This is a genomic window from Arthrobacter sp. TMT4-20 (assembly GCF_054510775.1).
Map to the genome: position 1 here is coordinate 48,187 of NZ_JBTNDW010000003.1, position 17,646 is coordinate 65,832.

The following is a 17,646-nucleotide window of genomic DNA, read 5'->3' on the forward strand; positions in this document are numbered from 1 at the left end:
CGCAGTGAGTGTCAGAACGACCCCGGACAAGCGGGTCAATCCAACACTCTCAGCGGGCGCGTCCCAGAAAACGCGGCCCCAGGAAAACGGGGCCCTAAATGAGGGAGCCTAGTGGTCCGACTCGGCTGCCGCGGCCGCTGCCGCCTTCTCAGCGTCCTTCTCGGCCCGCAGAGCTTCGGACTCGTCCTGCTCTTCAGCCTTCTCCTGGTGGATGACCTCCGCGAGGAGCTTCTCCATCTCCTTGGCAACCCCACCGGCGGAGGCCGGGTTCTGGCCGGTCACCAGACGCTCGTCGACAATGACCTTCTCCTCGAAGACACCAGCCGAAACATGGGTGGCACCCTGCTCCTCAAGGCGGTCAGCCAGGAAGAACGGAATGATCTTGTCCTTGTCGGCGGCGACTTCCTCATCGTTGGTGAACGCCGCAACGCGCTTGCCTTCGACCAGGCGCAGGCCATTTTCCAGCTCTACGTTCAGCAGGCCGGCGGGGCCGTGGCAAACGGCTCCGACCACTCCGCCAGCGTTGTACACGCTGGCAACAAGCTTCTGCAGACCCTCGCTGTCCGGGAAGTCCCACATGGTGCCGTGCCCGCCGACCAGGTAAACGGCGTCGTACTGCGAAGGATCAACGACGTCGACCCGTGCCGTGTTGTACAGGCCGGCCTTGGTGGTCTCGTCCTCGGTGAAGGCCACCTGGATCGGGTCGGATGTGTCGACCTCGTCGCGGGGCGGGACGCCACCCTTGATGGAAGCGAAGTCAACGAAGTGACCCGAATCCTTGAAAACCTTCCATGGATGAGCAGCCTCGGCCACGTTGTAGCCGGTCTTCTCGCCGGTGTCGCCGAGTTCGGAAACGCTGGTCAGTACAAGTAGGACTTTTTTCATTGAGTGCTCCTCTAGTCGTTATTTCCACCCTAGGCGAGGAGCACTGGCAGCGCACCTCGCGCCGGGCGGAGGCCCCAGTCAGCTCACGACGGCGGCCAGTTCGGCGATCCGCGCCAGCGCCAGCTGCGTGTACAGGGCTGCACCGTCGCCCAGCACATTGTCGTCGAACGTCGCATACGGAGAATGGTTGAAGGCACTCTTCAGCGGATCGGAGCCGGGCGTCGCCGCGGACAGGAAGACGAAACTGCCCGGTACCGCTGCCAGGATCCGCGAGAAGTCCTCGGATCCGCTCAGCGGCTGGGCCATTCTGCTGTACCGTTCCGAGCCAAACAGGTCGGCGATGACCGATTCCGCCCGCACCGTCTCGTCGTCGTCGGTGACGGTCAACGGATATTCGGTCGAGTAGTCAACGGTCACCTCAACCCCGTGGGCGGCGGCAATGCCCGCCAGAAGCCGCGGGATCACGTGCTGCAGCTTTTCCCGGTTTGCCTCCGAGAACGTCCTGACCGTCGCCTCAAACATGGCCGACTCGGGGATCACATTGCGTTTGGTGCCAGCCCTGAGCACCCCAACGGTCACCACCACCGGATCGAACATGTTGAACTGCCGGGTAATCATCACCTGCAGGGCGGTCACCATCTCCGCTGCGGCGGTGATGGGATCCTTCGCCAGATGCGGGGCGGAGCCGTGCCCGCCGGCTCCATGCACGGTCACCGAGAGCCCATCCGACGCCGACATCAGCGTGCCGGGGCGCGTCGCCAACCGGCCATTGGATTCCAGCGCCGACATGACGTGCAGCCCATATGCGGCGTCGGGCAGCCGCCCGGCCACCTCGAGCACTCCCTCGCGGATCATCACCCCTGCGCCGTCGAACCCTTCCTCTCCCGGCTGGAACATGAGGACGACGTCGCCGGCGAGTTGAGCCCGCCGCTCGGCCAGGAGGGTGGCGGCACCGGCGAGCATCGAGGTGTGCAGGTCGTGGCCGCACGCATGCATGGCCCCGTCAATAGTCGAGGTGTACCCCACTCCCGTCTGCTCCTGGACGGGCAGGGCATCCATGTCTCCGCGCAGGAGGACCACCGGCTTGTCGGCTGACGAGTAGGCGCCCTGGCCACGGAGCACAGCGGTCACCGAGGTGGTGTCCCGGCCCAGGGTGATTTCGTAGGGCAGGCCGTCAAGAGCCTCGAGCACCTTCTCCTGGGTGCGGGGCAGCTGCAGGCCGATCTCCGGCTCCTGGTGCAGACGGTGGCGCAGGCGCACCAGGTCGTCCTGGATGCCGTGAGCTTCGGCGAGTACCGTCTCAGCGAAGTGTGTCATGGGTCCCCCGATAGCTGTGGTGTCAGTCACTTCCACCCACAGTCCACGGCCAAACCGCCCCCAACGCAAATCCAGGACAGCTTTCGCTGATAGAGTTGGGGTACTTGTCTGCGTGTCGGCTTGGTTGGGATCACTTCAACTGTGCTGGAAAACGATCGCAGCTTGCGTCGATGAACGCATTCTTTTGTCCCGCATTTGAGCTCCCAACATTGTGAGCGCGGTTGACACTGTCTGACTTTTCCTCGGCGAACCCCTCGCGTCAACCGATTCGTGGGGAAGATGAGAAGAAAGTTCGTGTACCTACATGACTACTTTTGCTGCACTCGGTGTGCCCAAGGCTCTGGTCCAAACCCTTACTGCCCAGGGAATCACCGAACCGTTCCCCATCCAGGTCAAAACCCTGCCGGACACCCTGGCTGGCCGCGACGTGCTTGGCCGTGGCCGCACCGGCTCCGGTAAGACCCTCGCCTTCGCGCTGCCCATGGTGGCCCGGCTCGCCGAGCAGGAAGCCGCCTACCGCCGGAAGCCCGGTCGCCCCCTGGCCCTGGTCCTCGCCCCGACCCGCGAGCTCGCCACCCAGATCAACGCCACCATTGAGCCGCTGGCCACAGTGCTCGGGCTGAACACCACGGTCATCTACGGCGGCGTCTCCCAGGCCCGCCAGGAGAAGGCGCTCCGCGCCGGCGTCGACATCGTCATCGCCTGCCCCGGCCGTCTTGAGGACCTGATGCGCCAGAAGCTCATCACCCTCGACGCCGTGGAAATCACCGTCCTGGACGAGGCCGACCACATGGCTGACCTGGGCTTCCTTCCCGTCGTGAAGAAGCTCCTGGACACCACGCCCAAGGAAGGCCAGCGCCTGCTGTTCTCGGCCACCCTGGACAACGGCGTGGACAAGCTCGTGCAGCGGTACCTGACCAACCCCTTGACCCACTCGGTCGATGACCCCCAGGCCTCGGTGACCACCATGGAGCACCACGTGCTGCTGGTCGGCGACCAGACCCAGAAGAAGCAGCTGATCGTTCAGCTCGCCTCAGGGAGCGGACGTCGTCTGCTCTTCATGCGTACCAAGCACCACGCCCGTAAACTGGCCAAGACCCTGACCGACGCCGGCATCCCGGCCGTCGATCTGCACGGCAACCTGTCGCAGAACGCCCGTGACCGGAACCTCGCCGAGTTCTCCTCCGGCGACGTGCGCGTTCTGGTCGCCACCGACGTCGCCGCCCGCGGTGTGCACGTGGACGACGTCGAACTGGTGGTCCACGTGGACCCACCCACCGAACACAAGGCATACCTGCACCGCTCGGGCCGTACCGCCCGCGCCGGTTCGTCAGGGACCGTCGTCACGATCACCCTGCCGGAGCAGAAGTCCGAGGTGCAGAAGCTGATGCGCGCCGCAGGCGTTGACGTCGCCTTCGAGAACGTGAAAGCCACCTCACCGCTGGTCGGCAAGCTGATCGGTGATGTCGCGGAGAAGATTGACCCCCGCACCCGGGCGTCGCTGGTCGCATCCCGCGAGGCACAGCGTGGGGGCGGTACCTCCACTGGAGCCAATGCCCAGCGCAAGCGCCGCGGCACGGCAGCACCGTCAACGGGTGGCCGCGGTGGACGTGGTGGACGCGGACGCGTTGCAGCCGAGCCAGGTAACCGGTCAGACCGCCGGCAGGATCAGCCCCGCGGAGCCCGCTTCGGCGGCCAGACCGGCGCTTCGGCTGGCGCAACCACCGGCGGCGCACGCCGTCGCGACGACGACCGTCCAGCCGGCTCAGGCAACGGTGGCGGTAACCGCACCCGTCGTCCCGCCAGTGGCGCCCGGGCAGCCGACGTCGCTCCGCAGGGCAAGTCCGCTCACCGCTCCAGCACATCAGGGGCCAAGCAGGAGCCAGGCAACCAGCGCAACCACACCCCGTCGACCGGTGCCGGACGTCGCCCGTCAGGGCCGCGCCGTGCCACTGCACCTGCATCAAACGATCGCCGCAGCAACTAGCTGGTAGACGCTGAACCGTCGACAAACAAACAGTGCCCTTCCCCATGCGGGAGGGGCACTGTTTGTTTGTCGGGAGGGCCGCCCATGGACCCAACGTGCGCAATGAAGGAAGATTGAAACCATGAACGCAATACTGAACGTCATCTGGCTGATTTTCGGCGGCATCTGGCTAGCCCTGGGATACGTCCTCGCCGGTGTGATTTGCTGCCTGCTGATCGTGACCATCCCCTTCGGCATTGCATCCTTCAGGATCGCCGCCTACGCCATCTGGCCCTTCGGCCGCACGATAGTGGACCGGGGCGGCCGAGCATCAACCCTGTCGACGCTCGGCAACGTCATCTGGATTGTTGTCGCTGGCATCTGGCTGGCCATCGGGCACGTCCTGACCGCCATTCCCATGTTTATCAGCATCATTGGGATCCCACTCGGCATCGCGAACCTGAAGATGATCCCGGTTTCGCTGACACCGCTCGGCAAGGAAATCGTCGAGACGCGCGGTACCAGGGTCCCGCAGCTCCGCTAGCTACTCCGCGGCGCCGCGCAGGAAAGCAGCCATCAGCGGCCCGCCGGACGTCGAACCCAGGTCGCCTTCCTCCACGAACACCGCGACCGCGAGGTCGCCCTGCAACGCAACGATCCACGCGTGGGTCCGCGGTGGGTCCTCGTTACCAAACTCGGCGGTACCGGTCTTGGCGAGCACCGGATCGCCCGGCACATCGGCCAGCACCGTGGCGCCGCCTTCGGCCACGACGGCGGCCATCAGGGTTTGCAGCGTTCCCGCCTCCTCGACGGTGAGTGCACCGGGCGTCCCCGCCGGCGACGGCGACGAGTCGGCCCCGGTGACATCCCCGGCCGGATCGGCGGCGAGCAGGGTCGGGGTAACACGCTCACCTGCCCCCACGCTCGCAGTCATGACGGCGAGGGCCAGGGGCGAAACGAGGACCTCCCCCTGGCCGATCATCGACGCAGCGTGGGCGGTGCCTTCTGCAGTTTCGGGCACCGAACCGAAGAACGCTGGAATACCGATCGACGCTTCGACCCCCACGCCGAGATCTGCAGCGGCGGCCGCCAGTTTTTCCTGCGAAACGACGTCGCGGGTGGCAATGAAACCGGTGTTACAGGACTGGGCGAAGGTCTGCAACAGCGGGATATCGCCAAGGAACGCTGCAGGGTAAGTGCTGGCGTTGTTGAAGGACCGGCCATCGACCACCAGTTCCTCGGTGCACTGGGTGGAAGATTCCGGGGTAAACCCTTCGCGGAGCAAGGCCAGCGAGGTGGCAACCTTGAACGTCGACCCGGGGGCGTACTGACCCAACAGTGCGGTCTGCAGACCGGCACTGCCGGGGCCATTGGCGACCGTGAGGATCTCACCGGTGGAGGGACGCACCGCAACGATTGCCGACGCCGACGGTTCCTCCTCAAGCACCTCTTCGGCAAGGGCCTGCAGCGACTGATCAACGGTAATGTTCAGGGGCTCACCAGCCACCGGATCTTTCTCGAAGAGGGGTCGGGCTTCGACGCCGTCGGCCGGCTCAGCGGGGGTCGCCGTGATGGTCAGGCCGGGGGTGCCGGCCAGCTGGTCATTGTGCTGCAACTGCAGGCCGGACAACCCGGTGACGTCCCCGGCTTCCAGCTCGGCGCCGGACTGCTCAATCAGCTCCGCGCTGGCCTGGCCCACCGACCCCAGCAGCTCCCTGGCGAAGGTGCGGGTGGGGGCGAGGGCAAGTTCGTCAGGGAGGGCCAGGACGCCGGGAACGGCGTCGAGCTCGTCATCCGTTATGGTGCGTGAGGCGTCATCGCGCAGGACAATCGCCTCCACGAAAGCCTCCGGACCCGCCCCTTCCACCTGGCTGGTGAAGGCCGCCGGGTCCACTCCGACAAGGCCGGCGAGGTCCTGCGCGGATCCTGCGAGCTGCTCTTCCTTGAGCTGGGTTTTGTCGAGACCGATGCGGAGGACCGGACGGTCAGTCACGAGCACCTGACCGTCGGCGCCGAGGATGTCACCGCGGGCCGCCGGGACCGACGAGATCGCCAATACTTCGCCGGCAGCCAACCCCTCAACTGCGACAGCCGGATCCCAGACCACCTGCCACACGTCGTCGGTTCGCGACAGCTCGACGGTGGTGGAGTAGGTCCAGTCCTCGTCGCTTTCATCCACATCCCACACGTGGTTTAACTGCGCGGTGGCCTGGTCTTCGGAAGCGGACTCCACCTCGCCGACGGAGACCGACGGCGTCAGCGGGTCGAGGGCGGCGGTGATGGCGGCAAGGTCCGCATTGACCGTCTCCACCGACCCGGTGGTGAACGCGGAGCCGGCGACATCGAGGGTGCTGAGGCCTTCGGCGAAGGCGGCGGCGGCGTCGTTCGCTGTCGGACGGTCATCGGTGCAGGCGGTGAGACCGAGGGCAAGCGCTGCAACGGCCAGGACAGCTGTGTGACGTGTGAAGTTCCCCATTGAGTCATTATTACGTACCCGCGGAGTCGCCGAGGTCCCACCGGCAGTCACATTCGGATGACACTGCGGTCGAAGTGCCGGGGAGCACCCGACCAGAGGTTAGAGTAACTAGAAGTTATCGAAGCACGGAGCTGCCGAGCCGCTCTGAAAGGATCCCCGTGGGCACTTCCGTCGTTGACGACCAGCAGTATTCGCCGACGGAAGCGGGCGCGGGATTGTGGTGGCTGGCAGGTGCTGGGCTGGCCGTGGCAGCAGCCGTTGGGAGCTACCTGGTCGCCAACAGCGGCGAAGATCTGGCCCAGCATGTCGGAAACATCAGCCTCCTCCTCTTCAGCCTGGCGGCCGCCGTCAGTTGCGCCGTCGCCGCATGCCGCGACAAGGAATCCGCCAAAGCCTGGTGGTTGCTGGCGACGGCGACGCTCGTCTGGTTCGGCGGCATGGCGGCCTGGACCTATTTCGGGGTGACCCGCGACCACCTGTATCCCTTTCCTTCGATAGCCGACATTGGGTTCATTGGCTACGCCATACCGGCAACAGCCGCCCTCTTCTTCTTCCCCCGGCCGCCAGCAACGCTGGTGTCCGGCCTCCATACGCTGCTGGACGGTGGGGTGATCGCAGCAACCGTCCTGTTCATCAGCTGGGCGACGGTCCTCGGCCCCGCCCACCGGTCATCCAGCCAGGGGGTCGAAGGCCAGCTCACCGCTACCTCCTACCCGGTGGTGGACGTCATCATCATTTCCCTGGTGCTCGTGCTGGGGATTCGGCGGCCGGTCGGCGACCGGCTCCGGTGGTTCTGCATGGGCGGCGGCCTGCTGGTGCTGGCCATCACCGACAGCGTGTACGTACGGCTCACGTTCGAGGGCGTCACCGGCGTCACCGGATCGCCGCTCACGATCGGCTGGATGCTGGCCTTCACGCTGATCGCCGTCGCACCCCTGGTGCCGCGCCGGCCAAGAACTGGTGCCGACCGGCACCGCTACGCCGTCGCCCTGGAGCTGGTCCCCTACGCTCCAGTGGTGGTCGCGATCGTCGTCGCCGGATATACGGCAGTCGACGGTACGTATCCGGTCCAGCTGGGGATCGGCGTCGTCGCCCTTGTCTTGTTGGTGATCCGCCAGGTCCTGATCGTCGTTGAGAACGTCACGCTGACCCGCGGATTGGCGGATCAGGTGGCCGCGCGCACAGCGGAACTGGAGGGTCTCGGCGCGATCGTGACGTCGTCGTCGGACGCCATCTTCGGCTGCACTCCCGACGGCAAGATCGTCAGCTGGAATCCCGGTGCGGAAAGAGTTTTCGGGTATCCAGCGGCGGACACTATAGGCCGGGACAAGGGTTTCTTCGTCCCGGCGTCGGCACATGCAGCGAATGACGCCGCGCAGGCGCTCGTGGCAGCCAGCGGTGAGGGCCATAGTTTCGAAACGGAGCGTTTACGCAGCGACGGCTCAGTAGTGCAGGTCGCAATGACTATATCCCCGGTGTTCACGGATGGGGTGATGCGTGGGCTGGCGACAATTGCTCAGGACATCAGCGAGCGGCGCGCGGCGGAGACCGAGTTGCTCAATGCCCGGGAAGCCGCGCTCGAGGCGACCCGGCTGAAATCCGAATTTCTGGCGACCATGAGCCACGAAATCCGGACCCCCATGAACGGGGTGATCGGACTGACCGGGTTGTTGCTGGATACGCCACTGGATGCGACCCAGCGGCAGTATGCCCAGGGTGTCAAGGGTGCCGGCGAGTCCTTGCTGCTGCTGATCAACGACATCCTCGACTTCTCGAAACTCGAAGCCGGCCGGATCAACCTGGAGATGGAATCCTTTGACCCACGCACCCTCATCGACGAGGTCGCTGGCCTCCTCGCGGAGGGTGCGCGGCAGAAGAACCTGGAACTGATTGCATACTGCCTCCCCGAGGTGCCAGCGCAGCTGATTGGCGACGCCGGCCGGATCCGGCAGGTGTTGCTCAATCTGCTCTCGAACGCGGTGAAGTTCACCGCGGCCGGAGAGATCGCCATCCGGGTGTATCGCGAGGACCCAGCCGACGCATCCGGTGACGGACGGCCAAGGATCCGGTTTGAGGTGCAGGACACGGGCATCGGGGTGGAGGCCGCCGACCACGAGAGATTGTTCGAATCCTTCGCGCAGGCCGATGCTTCAACAACCCGCAGGTATGGGGGGACGGGGTTGGGCCTCGCCATTTCGCGTCGGCTGACTGAGGCGATGGGCGGGACCATTGGGGTCGACAGCACCCTGGGGGCTGGCAGCACCTTCTGGTTCACGCTGCCGCTGGAAGGATCCCTGGTCCCCGCAGCACCCGAATCCAGTCTGCTCGACGAGCTGAAAGTGCTGGTGGTCGACGATAATGCAACCAACCGGCTGGTCCTCGAATCGCAGCTCGGGTCCTGGCGGATGAAGGCAACTGCCGTCGACAGCGGTGAGGCGGCGCTGGAACGACTCTTCGCAGCAGCCCACGCCGGAGAGCCTTTCGACATCGCGGTGCTGGATATGCGTATGCCGGATATCAACGGGGTCGACCTGGCTGAGGCAATCAGCAGCCACCCCGAGCTGGCCGCCACCCGGTTGATCCTGCTCACCTCCATCGGGCATATCGACCGCGACCGGCTCGCCGCTGCCGGAGTGTCTGAATGGTTGACTAAACCGGTTCGCAGCTCGGCGCTCTACGACCGGCTGATGCATTTGATGACCCACACCGACGCTGAACCGGTAGCGGAAGCCATCCACTCCCGCACCGTCCAGCTACAGGATGCCCAGGATGGTCCGAATGTACGCATCCTGGTGGTTGAGGACAATGCGGTGAACCAGCTGGTCGCGGAATCGATGCTCCTGAAGCTGGGGTACCGGGTGGACCTGGTGGGCGACGGCGCCGAAGCGGTGAAGGCTACCTCCCACGAAACCTACGCGGCGGTCCTGATGGACTGCCACATGCCGGTGATGGATGGGTTCGAAGCTACCCGTGCCATCCGCGGTCGTGAGGGTGCGCACCTGCCGATCATCGCCATGACCGCTGGCGCGCTTAGCGAGGATCGTGAACGGTGCCGCGCCGCGGGAATGGATGACTACCTCGCCAAACCGGTTGATCTGGCGCTGCTGCAGACCACTCTGCTGCGCTGGGTGCACACCCCCGGCGTGCCAGCGCCGGCGGTCAGCGCGCCAACCCTTCCGGCGTCGCCGTCCGCGGCAGCAGCAGTGGAACCCGGTCCGGCTGCCACACCGCGGCAGGTGGTGGATCCAGCCCGGCTGGAGCTACTCCGCGGGCTCGGCGCAGCCGACGGGTGGGGAGTGCTGCCCGCTGCAGCAGCCGCCTTCCTTGAAGGGGTCCCCGCCGATCTGGCCGCGCTTAGACGGGCAATCGAACAGGGGACAGGGCTGCGGGACGCGGCGCACAAGCTCAGGGGCGCTGCCGCTAACATTGGCGCCGACGGCGTCGCGGCCCTCTGCGGCGAACTCGAAAATGATGCGGTTGCCGACGCGGAGACACACCCTGCAAGGATTGAAGAGCTGGCGGCAGAACTGGAGTTGGTCTCCCTGGCCCTGGCCGACTCCGTGAGAGGAGCCCCGTGAAGGTGATGGTGGTCGACGACGACCCGGGATCATTGATGGTCGCCAAGGCCGTGGTGGAACAGGCTGGCTACGAGTGCCTGTCGGCAACCAACGGGGACGCCGCCTGGGACCTGTTCCAGCGGTATCAGCCCCAGGTGGTCGTCACCGACTGGATGATGCCCGGCATGAACGGGCTGGAACTGTGTAAGGCAATTCGCAGCGCCGAGGAGGACACCTACACCTACCTGGTCTTGCTCACGTCTTTCGGCTCCCAGGACGCCGTGCTGGCGGGGATGGAAGCCGGCGCCGACGACTATGTCACCAAACCGCTGGATCCCTTCACGCTTCGCACCCGACTGCTGGTGGCGCTCCGCGTGACCGCGCTGCATTCTCAGCTTGGAAAGTACCGGCAGGAACTCACCCGGCAGGCGAGAACCGATCCGCTCACCAGGGTGGACAACCGGTTGAAACTGACCGAAGACCTCGAACTCCTGCATAACCGGAGCCAACGTTACGGCGGACAGTATTCCCTGGCGCTGTGCGACGTTGACTACTTCAAGAGCTTCAATGATCTGCAGGGGCATCCGGCGGGTGATGAAGCGCTGAAGGCGGTAGCCAGGACTCTCACCCTGCTGTCACGGGACACCGACGGTGTGTACCGGTACGGCGGCGAGGAATTCCTGCTGATCCTGCCCGATCAGGGCGCGCACGACGCCGAGGTTGCGGTTGAGCGGATCCGCTCGGGGATTGAGTCACTGGCCATTGCGCATACCGGCAACCCGTTGCGGGTGCTGACAATCAGCGCCGGGATCTCAACCTTTACCGCTGACCATGCGGTGAGCAGCGGACAACTTTTGAAGGAAGCCGACGACGCCCTGTACTCGGCGAAGGCGGCCGGCCGGAATCGGGTCGCCAGCTCGCTCCGGACCGGCTAGGGGAAGCCCGGCCCGGAGCGTGCGTGGCCCTACTCCGCCCGGGCCTGCCTGATCAGATCCGCGCACCGTTCGCCGATCATCATGGTGGTGATGTTCGGGTTCACGGTGGTGAGTTCCGGCATCACCGATGCGTCTGCGACGCGCAGCCCGGTCACGCCTTTCACCCGCAGCTGAGGGTCAAGGGGTGACAGCTCATCGGCCACGGCTCCCATCCGCACCGTACCGGCGGGGTGGTAGACAGTGTTGTGGGTTTTCCGGATATAGTCGGCAATTTCGTCATCAGTCTGCACGTCCCCGCCCGGGTACAGTTCACGTCCTGCCCACTCCGCCATGGCCGGCTGGGCGACAATGTCCCGAGCCTTCCGGATACCGGCGATCATCACCCGCATGTCGTGGGGATCGGTGAAATAGCGAGGATCCACCATTGGTTTGTCCCGGTAGTCACGGCTGCGCAACCGGACCGTTCCGCGTGACCGGGCATGCGTGACATTCGGGGTCAGGCAGAACCCGTTGTCGGTGGTGGGGTACCCGTGCCGCAGGGTGTGCATGTCGAAGGGTACAGAACCGTAGTGGAACATCAGGTCGGGCCGGTCCAGCCCGTCTTCAGTGGTGGTGAAGATACCAATTTCCCACCACTGGGTGGACGTTTCAGGCATCGGCTGCTTGGCTTCCCACTGGATGACACCCTCAGGGTGGTCCTGGAGGTGTTCGCCCACCCCGGGGGAGTCCACCCGGACGTCGATGCCGTGCGCTGCGAGGTGCTCCGCCGGGCCGATGCCCGACAGCATGAGCACTTTCGGAGAATCGATGGCTCCAGCCGACAGGATCACTTCTGACCGTGCGGTGAGCGCGTGGGTCCGCCCGAAGGAGGAGTCAACGACGTCGAGGCCGGTGCACCGGTTGTCCGCGTCGAACCTCAGTTCCCGCGCCCGCAGGCCGGTAAGCAAGGTGAAGTTGGGCCGTTCCATGATCGGGTGGATATACGACACCGAGGACGAAGCGCGGGTGCCGTCGGCCTGCCGGTTGATCTGGAAGAAACTGGCACCATTGATCACCGTCGCACCCGTGTTGAAGTGGACCCGTGGGATACCAGCCTGTTCACAGGCGTCAAGCAGTGCCTTGCCCGAAGGGTCCGACGCCGGAATGTTCATCAGGTGCACGGGTCCCGCATCACCGTGGTGAGGAGCGTCCGGACCGGCGTCCTCGTTGGTTTCCAGCCGCTGGTAGAGGGCATAGGCGGTATCGGAGTTCCATCCCTCCGCCCCGAACTTCGTTTCCCACTCATCGATGTCCTCCCGGGGCGCCCAGAAGGCGATACAGGAGTTGTGGCTGGAGCAGCCGCCCATCACCTTGGCGCGGGCATGCCGCATGAAGGAGTTACCGTTTTCCTGCGGCTCGATGGGGTAGTCCCAGTCGTATCCGGATTCCAGCAGTTCCATCCACCGGTCAAGGCGGAGGATCTGGTCAACACCCCGGTCGTCGGGGCCCGCCTCGACCAGCGCTACCTGTACGGTCGGGTCCTCGCTCAGGCGGGCCGCGACGGCGGCGCCAGCCGAACCGCCACCCACGACGATGTAATCGAATGCTGTCTTCTCGAAGTGGCCAGTCGCTGCTATTTGATCAGACACGGTTACTGCTCCTCTTTACGGTCCGCAAACCAGCCGGTTACCTGCGGATCGATGTTGTGGTAAATGTGCTTGGCCTCCTGGTATTCGGACAGGCCGGTCGGCCCGAGTTCACGTCCGACACCTGACTGCCCGAACCCGCCCCACTCGGCCTGCGGCAGGTAGGGGTGGAAGTCGTTGATCCAAATGGTGCCGTGGCGCAGGCGCCTGGCGATCCGCTGGGACTTCCCTGCGTCCTGGCTCCAGACCGCTCCGGCGAGACCGTAATGGGTGTCATTGCCGATCGCCACGGCCTCCTCCTCACCGTTGAACGTCTCGACAGTGACCACCGGGCCGAAGGCCTCATCGACTACCACCGACATGCCCCGCTTGACCTGGTCGAGCACCGTCGGGGTGTAGTAGAAGCCCTTTTCCAGGTCCCCGGTGCCCCAGGTGCCGCCGCAGCGGAGCCGTGCCCCCTCAGCGACGCCCTTGTCGACGTAGCTGGTGACCTTGTCACGGTGAGCCGCGGAGATCAACGGACCGGTTTCTGCGTTCTCATCGAAGGGACCGCCGAGCTTGATCAACTGTGCGCGCCGCACCAGTTCATCGACGAAGCGTTCAGCGATTGGTTCCTCGACGATCAGCCGGGCACCGGCCGAGCACACCTGTCCCGAGTGCACAAACGCAGCGTTCAGCGCGTTGTCCAGGGCAGCGTCGAAGTCGGCGTCGGCGAAGATGATGTTGGGATTCTTGCCCCCGAGTTCCAGTGCCACCTTCTTGACGGTTGCCGATGCAGCTGCGGCAATCCGTTTGCCGGTTTCAAGCCCCCCGGTGAAGGAGACCAGGTCGATGTCGGCGTGCTCCGAGAGCGGCGCCCCGACGGTGGCCCCGGCGCCGAGCACCAGGTTTGCCACCCCCTTGGGCAGTCCGAGCTCGTCCAGCACATCCATCATGAGCATGCAGGTGTGGGGGGTGAGCTCGCTGGGCTTGAGAACGAAAGTACAGCCGGCCGCCAGCGCGGGGGCAATCTTCCAGGCGGACTGCAGCAGCGGATAGTTCCAGGGCGAGATCAGGGCGCAGACGCCGACCGGCTCGTACTCGATCCGGCTGACCACTGCGGCGTTTCCGGGGTCCACCAGCCGGCCCTGGTTCTGACCGGCGAGCTTCCCGAAGTAGGTGAAGCAGCCAATGATGTCATCCATGTCGATCTCACTCTCGACCAGACGCTTCCCCGTATCCATGGTTTCGGCGCGCGCAAACTCGGCCTTGCGCTCCCGCAGGCGGGCAGCAACCTTCAACAGGAAGTCACCGCGCTCGGGTGCGGGAACGGCGGCCCACTCGCCACGGTCGAACGCCGAGCGTGCGGCAGCGATGGCTGCAGCGGCGTCGTCGGCGGTCCCTTCGGATACCGTGCCCACCAGTGCGCCGTCAGCCGGGCAGCGGATCTCCCGGGTACCACCGTCCGAAGCGGGTACCCAGGTGCCATCAATAAACAGTGTTGCGGTACTCATGAACGCTCCTCGGGGTTGGTGAAATCGGATTCCCAGTTGTCCGAGGCCAAATGATCCTCGGTGATTGCGGTGTTGCCGGGCGAGGCGCGGTTGCTGTGCAGGAATTCCAGATGTGTCTCGTAGTGATCCAGCACATCGGTGATGACCTGCTCCTTGGTGTAACCCAGGAGGTCGTACCCGTTGCTTCCCTCGAGGGAGAAGACTTCCATGCGGTAGTACTTGTCCGCCGTCGAGGCGCTCCTCAGCGCATAGGACGGAGTGTCGTACTGCACGGGGTAGACCTGGTACTTGAACGCGCGTTCGCTGCCCAGGCTGACCGACAGGTCTACCTGTCCAACCCCACCCGGACCAGCGTTGCCGGCGGTCAGGGTGACGTCGGCGCCCTGCGCGGCGAGTTCATCGTGAACCTCCTGGAGTGCGGGAAGGGCCACCTCGTCGATGAACCGCTGGGCCTGTTTGCGTCCCGGATAGGTCAGGACATGGGCGAGTCGTTGGCGCCAACTGCGGCCACCGCGGGCTTCGCTACCGGATCTGCTGGAGATGATCCCCGGTAGGGAAGTCCGGTAACTATCCATCCGCGAGCTTTCCACTTTAAGAGCCTTGTAAAGCCCGTACATGATGAACAGCAGCAGGATGGAAAGCGGCAGCCCCATTACCACCGTCGCGTTTTGGAGGGTCAGGACCCCGCCGACGGACAGCATGGCGAGGGTGAGGGCACCGGTCACCAGCGCCCAGAACACCCGGAGCCACTTCGGGCCGTCGGAGTTGGCGTCCTTGAGGTGGGAGGTGAAGTTGGCCATCACCAGCGCACCGGAATCGGCGCTGGTGACGTAGAAGAGCAGACCCGTGAAGGTAGCAATCGCGATGATCAGCGGAGCCATTGGATACTGTTCCAGCAGTCCGTAGAAGGCCCGCTCCGGATTGTTCATCCCCACTTCGCCGAACTCGGCGTTACCGCCCATCACAATGTCCAGTGCGCTGTTACCGAAGATCGAGATCCACAGCAGGATGAACGTGAACGGCACGATCATCACGCCCAGGACGAACTGCCTGATGGTGCGGCCTCGGGAAATGCGTGCCAGGAAGAGTCCGACGAAGGGTGCCCAGGCGATCCACCAGGCCCAGAAGAACAGCGTCCACCAGCTCAACCACTCGTCGGGACGGTCATAGGCGAACGTATCCATGGTCATGCCGGGGAACTGGCTGAGGACGTCGCCGGTGTTCTGGATGATCCCGTCCAGCAGGAAACTGGTCTTGCCGGCGACGAGGATGAACAGCATGAGGGCGGCGGCCAGCAGCACGTTCAGCTCGGACAGGCGTCTGATGCCCTTTTCGACCCCCGACACCGTTGAAACCACTGCCATCACGACGGCGACGGCGATGAGACCGATCTGGACTGCGAGGTTTTCCGGCAGCCCGAACATGAGGGTCAGCCCGTAATTGAGCTGCACGACGCCGATGCCCAGGGACGTGGCGATGCCGAAAATGGTGCCGAGCAGCGCTGCAATATCCACGGTGTGTCCGATTGGGCCTTCCACCTTCTTCCCGAAGATGGGGTACAGCGCCGAACGGATGCTGAGGGGCAGATTGTGGCGGTAGGCAAAAAAGCCAAGAGCCAGACCCATCAGGGCATACAGTGCCCAGCCGGTAATCCCGTAGTGGAAGAGGGTCCAGACCATAGCCTGTCGCGCGGCTTCAACTGTTTCACCCGAGCCCTGGGGCGGTGCGAGGTACTGGGTGATTGGCTCAGCCACCGAGAAAAACATCAGGTCGATGCCAATGCCGGCGGCGAACAGCATCGAAGCCCAGGTGAACATGCTGAACTGTGGTTTGGAGTGGTCCGGCCCGAGCCTGACCTTCCCGACTCTGGAAAGCGCCGCGACCAGAACGAAAATGACCACGAGGGTGACGATCAGGAAGTAATACCAGCCCATATTGACTGACACCCAGGTGACCAGGGTGCCAATGACTGCTGCGGCGTTTACCGGGGCGACGATGGCCCAGACGGTGATTGCCAGAATGCCGACGGCCGAGCCGATGAAGACCGTCTTGTTGACTCTGGTTTTGGGTTCTGAATTCGGCTCGCCGGGGGAGTCCGGCCGTGCTTTGATCTCTTGACTCATCATCTGCCTAATCGTTGATCGACGCCGCGTCGGACTACAACTGAACTGTGCAGGTTATGCGAGGGTAAGGGTGCGACGGGCCTGTCAACGCTACCAACCTGGTCTTCTCCCCCCAAGTCGTAGAATCAAAATTACCAGCGAATCAGTGGTTCGTGACCGATCTGCAACCGAACTCTTGATTCAGGAGCGCATAGGGCTAAGGGTTATGACTATGACTATGACAGTTTCGCGGATTGAACTTGCCAGCGGTTTTACTGTCAGTGCCCAGGGTTTTGGTGGCATGGCATTGACCGAGGTTTACGGGGGCCTGGATGAGAGTCAGGCATCGGCGACGTTGAATCATGCGGTGGATATCGGGGTCACGTTCATTGACACCGCGGATATCTACGGTGCAGGAAGCAACGAGGCGCTGATCTCACAGCTGCTGCGCCATCGACGCGACGAGGTCGAAGTGGCTACCAAGTTCGGGCTGATCGGCAGCCCCTCACAGGGGTACTCGGGGATTCGTGGTGACGCCCGGTATGTGAGGGACGCAGCGGACGCGAGCCTGAGTCGGCTCGGCACCGACGCCATTGATCTGTACTACATGCACCGGCGGGACACCCGCGTCCCGATCGAGGAAACGGTGGGTGCAATGGCAGAGCTGGTCACCGCTGGCAAAGTGCGCCACCTCGGCCTGTCAGAGGTCACCGCAGACGAACTGCAGGCAGCCCACGCCGTTCACCCTATTGCAGCAGTCCAAAGCGAATGGTCAATCTGGAGCCGTGACGTCGAGACGTTCGTGGTTCCGATGGCTGCGCAGCTGGGGGTGGGATTTGTTCCCTACTCTCCGCTGGGGCGCGGCTTTTTGACCGGCACAGTCCAGGCAGCAACGCTTGGCGACGGCGACTTCCGCCATCGGGTGCCACGGTTCGCTACCGACGCACTGACCGCCAATGCAGCCGTGGTGGAGGCGGTCCAAACGGTTGCCGCGGACACGGGTGCCACTGCCGCACAGGTTGCCCTCGCCTGGCTCGCTGCTCAGGGCCGCCGGTTTGGGCTGCCAGTAGTTCCTATCCCCGGCACCCGGAAGCCGGAACGTGTCGAGGAAAACGCCGGCGCCACCGCCATGGTGCTGTCCGCCGCGCACCTTGATGTGCTGGACGGTGCGGCTGCGCTGGTGGTGGGTGACCGCAGCGCCGACCGGTCCTGGGTCTCTCAGGGAAGAGAGGCTTAGGGCCCTACCAGTCAACGCCTGGCGGTGCTCTACTGGGGGCCGGTGCAGGACCT

The 17,646-nt window shown here is 64.6% G+C and carries 11 protein-coding genes; 5 read left to right on the forward strand and 6 right to left on the reverse strand.

Going from position 1 to position 17,646, the window contains the following annotated elements; translation table 11 throughout:
• Positions 1–108 precede the first annotated feature (108 nt).
• Both ACX80Z_RS04525 and ACX80Z_RS04530 read right to left on the reverse strand, forming a co-directional pair.
• A complete protein-coding gene (locus ACX80Z_RS04525) occupies positions 109–885 on the reverse strand; it encodes a type 1 glutamine amidotransferase domain-containing protein (protein ID WP_019482191.1) in 777 nt (258 codons plus the stop codon).
• A 78-nt stretch (positions 886–963) separates the two neighbouring features.
• Positions 964–2,202 carry a M20 metallopeptidase family protein gene (locus ACX80Z_RS04530; RefSeq protein WP_459315037.1) on the reverse strand — a complete coding sequence of 413 codons (1,239 nt, stop codon included), beginning with the start codon at positions 2,200–2,202 and terminating at the stop codon, positions 964–966.
• Between the two features lie 304 nt (positions 2,203–2,506).
• On the opposite strand from ACX80Z_RS04530, the gene ACX80Z_RS04535 reads away from it, so the two are divergent.
• Together ACX80Z_RS04535 and ACX80Z_RS04540 are read left to right on the forward strand one after the other, a co-directional pair.
• Positions 2,507–4,189, forward strand: coding sequence for a DEAD/DEAH box helicase (locus tag ACX80Z_RS04535; protein WP_459315038.1), 1,683 nt, complete (start codon positions 2,507–2,509; stop codon positions 4,187–4,189).
• Positions 4,190–4,310: 121 nt separating this feature from the next.
• On the forward strand, positions 4,311–4,712 hold the full coding sequence (locus ACX80Z_RS04540) for a YccF domain-containing protein (RefSeq protein ID WP_459315039.1): 402 nt from the start codon (positions 4,311–4,313) through the stop codon (positions 4,710–4,712).
• Here ACX80Z_RS04540 and ACX80Z_RS04545 read toward each other — a convergent pair whose 3' ends face one another.
• Positions 4,713–6,644, reverse strand: coding sequence for a penicillin-binding transpeptidase domain-containing protein (locus ACX80Z_RS04545; RefSeq protein ID WP_459315040.1), 1,932 nt, complete (start codon positions 6,642–6,644; stop codon positions 4,713–4,715).
• Between the two features lie 158 nt (positions 6,645–6,802).
• Here ACX80Z_RS04545 and ACX80Z_RS04550 point away from each other — a divergent pair, with 158 nt between their 5' ends.
• Both ACX80Z_RS04550 and ACX80Z_RS04555 read left to right on the forward strand, forming a co-directional pair.
• Entirely contained in the window at positions 6,803–10,222 is a 3,420-nt protein-coding gene (locus tag ACX80Z_RS04550) for a hybrid sensor histidine kinase/response regulator (protein WP_459315041.1), read from the forward strand.
• Positions 10,223–10,227: 5 nt separating this feature from the next.
• Entirely contained in the window at positions 10,228–11,136 is a 909-nt protein-coding gene (locus tag ACX80Z_RS04555; RefSeq protein WP_459315151.1) for a GGDEF domain-containing response regulator, read from the forward strand.
• 29 nt (positions 11,137–11,165) lie between these two features.
• Here ACX80Z_RS04555 and ACX80Z_RS04560 read toward each other — a convergent pair whose 3' ends face one another.
• The 3 genes from ACX80Z_RS04560 to betT are packed head-to-tail and all read right to left on the reverse strand — an operon-like array spanning position 11,166 to position 16,380.
• A complete protein-coding gene (locus ACX80Z_RS04560; protein WP_459315042.1) occupies positions 11,166–12,764 on the reverse strand; it encodes a GMC family oxidoreductase in 1,599 nt (532 codons plus the stop codon).
• A gap of 2 nt (positions 12,765–12,766) precedes the next feature.
• The gene (locus ACX80Z_RS04565) at positions 12,767–14,254 is read right to left on the reverse strand and encodes an aldehyde dehydrogenase family protein (RefSeq protein WP_459315043.1); all 1,488 of its coding nucleotides are present in this window, start codon (positions 14,252–14,254) and stop codon (positions 12,767–12,769) included.
• Positions 14,251–16,380, reverse strand: a complete 2,130-nt coding sequence (betT, locus tag ACX80Z_RS04570) for a choline BCCT transporter BetT (RefSeq protein WP_116778400.1) — start codon at positions 16,378–16,380, stop codon at positions 14,251–14,253. Before betT ends, ACX80Z_RS04565 begins: the two co-directional genes overlap by 4 nt.
• Positions 16,381–16,594: 214 nt before the next feature.
• Between betT and ACX80Z_RS04575 the strand changes: the two genes are divergently transcribed.
• On the forward strand, positions 16,595–17,593 hold the full coding sequence (locus ACX80Z_RS04575; RefSeq protein ID WP_459315152.1) for an aldo/keto reductase: 999 nt from the start codon (positions 16,595–16,597) through the stop codon (positions 17,591–17,593).
• The last annotated feature ends 53 nt before the right edge of the window (positions 17,594–17,646 follow it).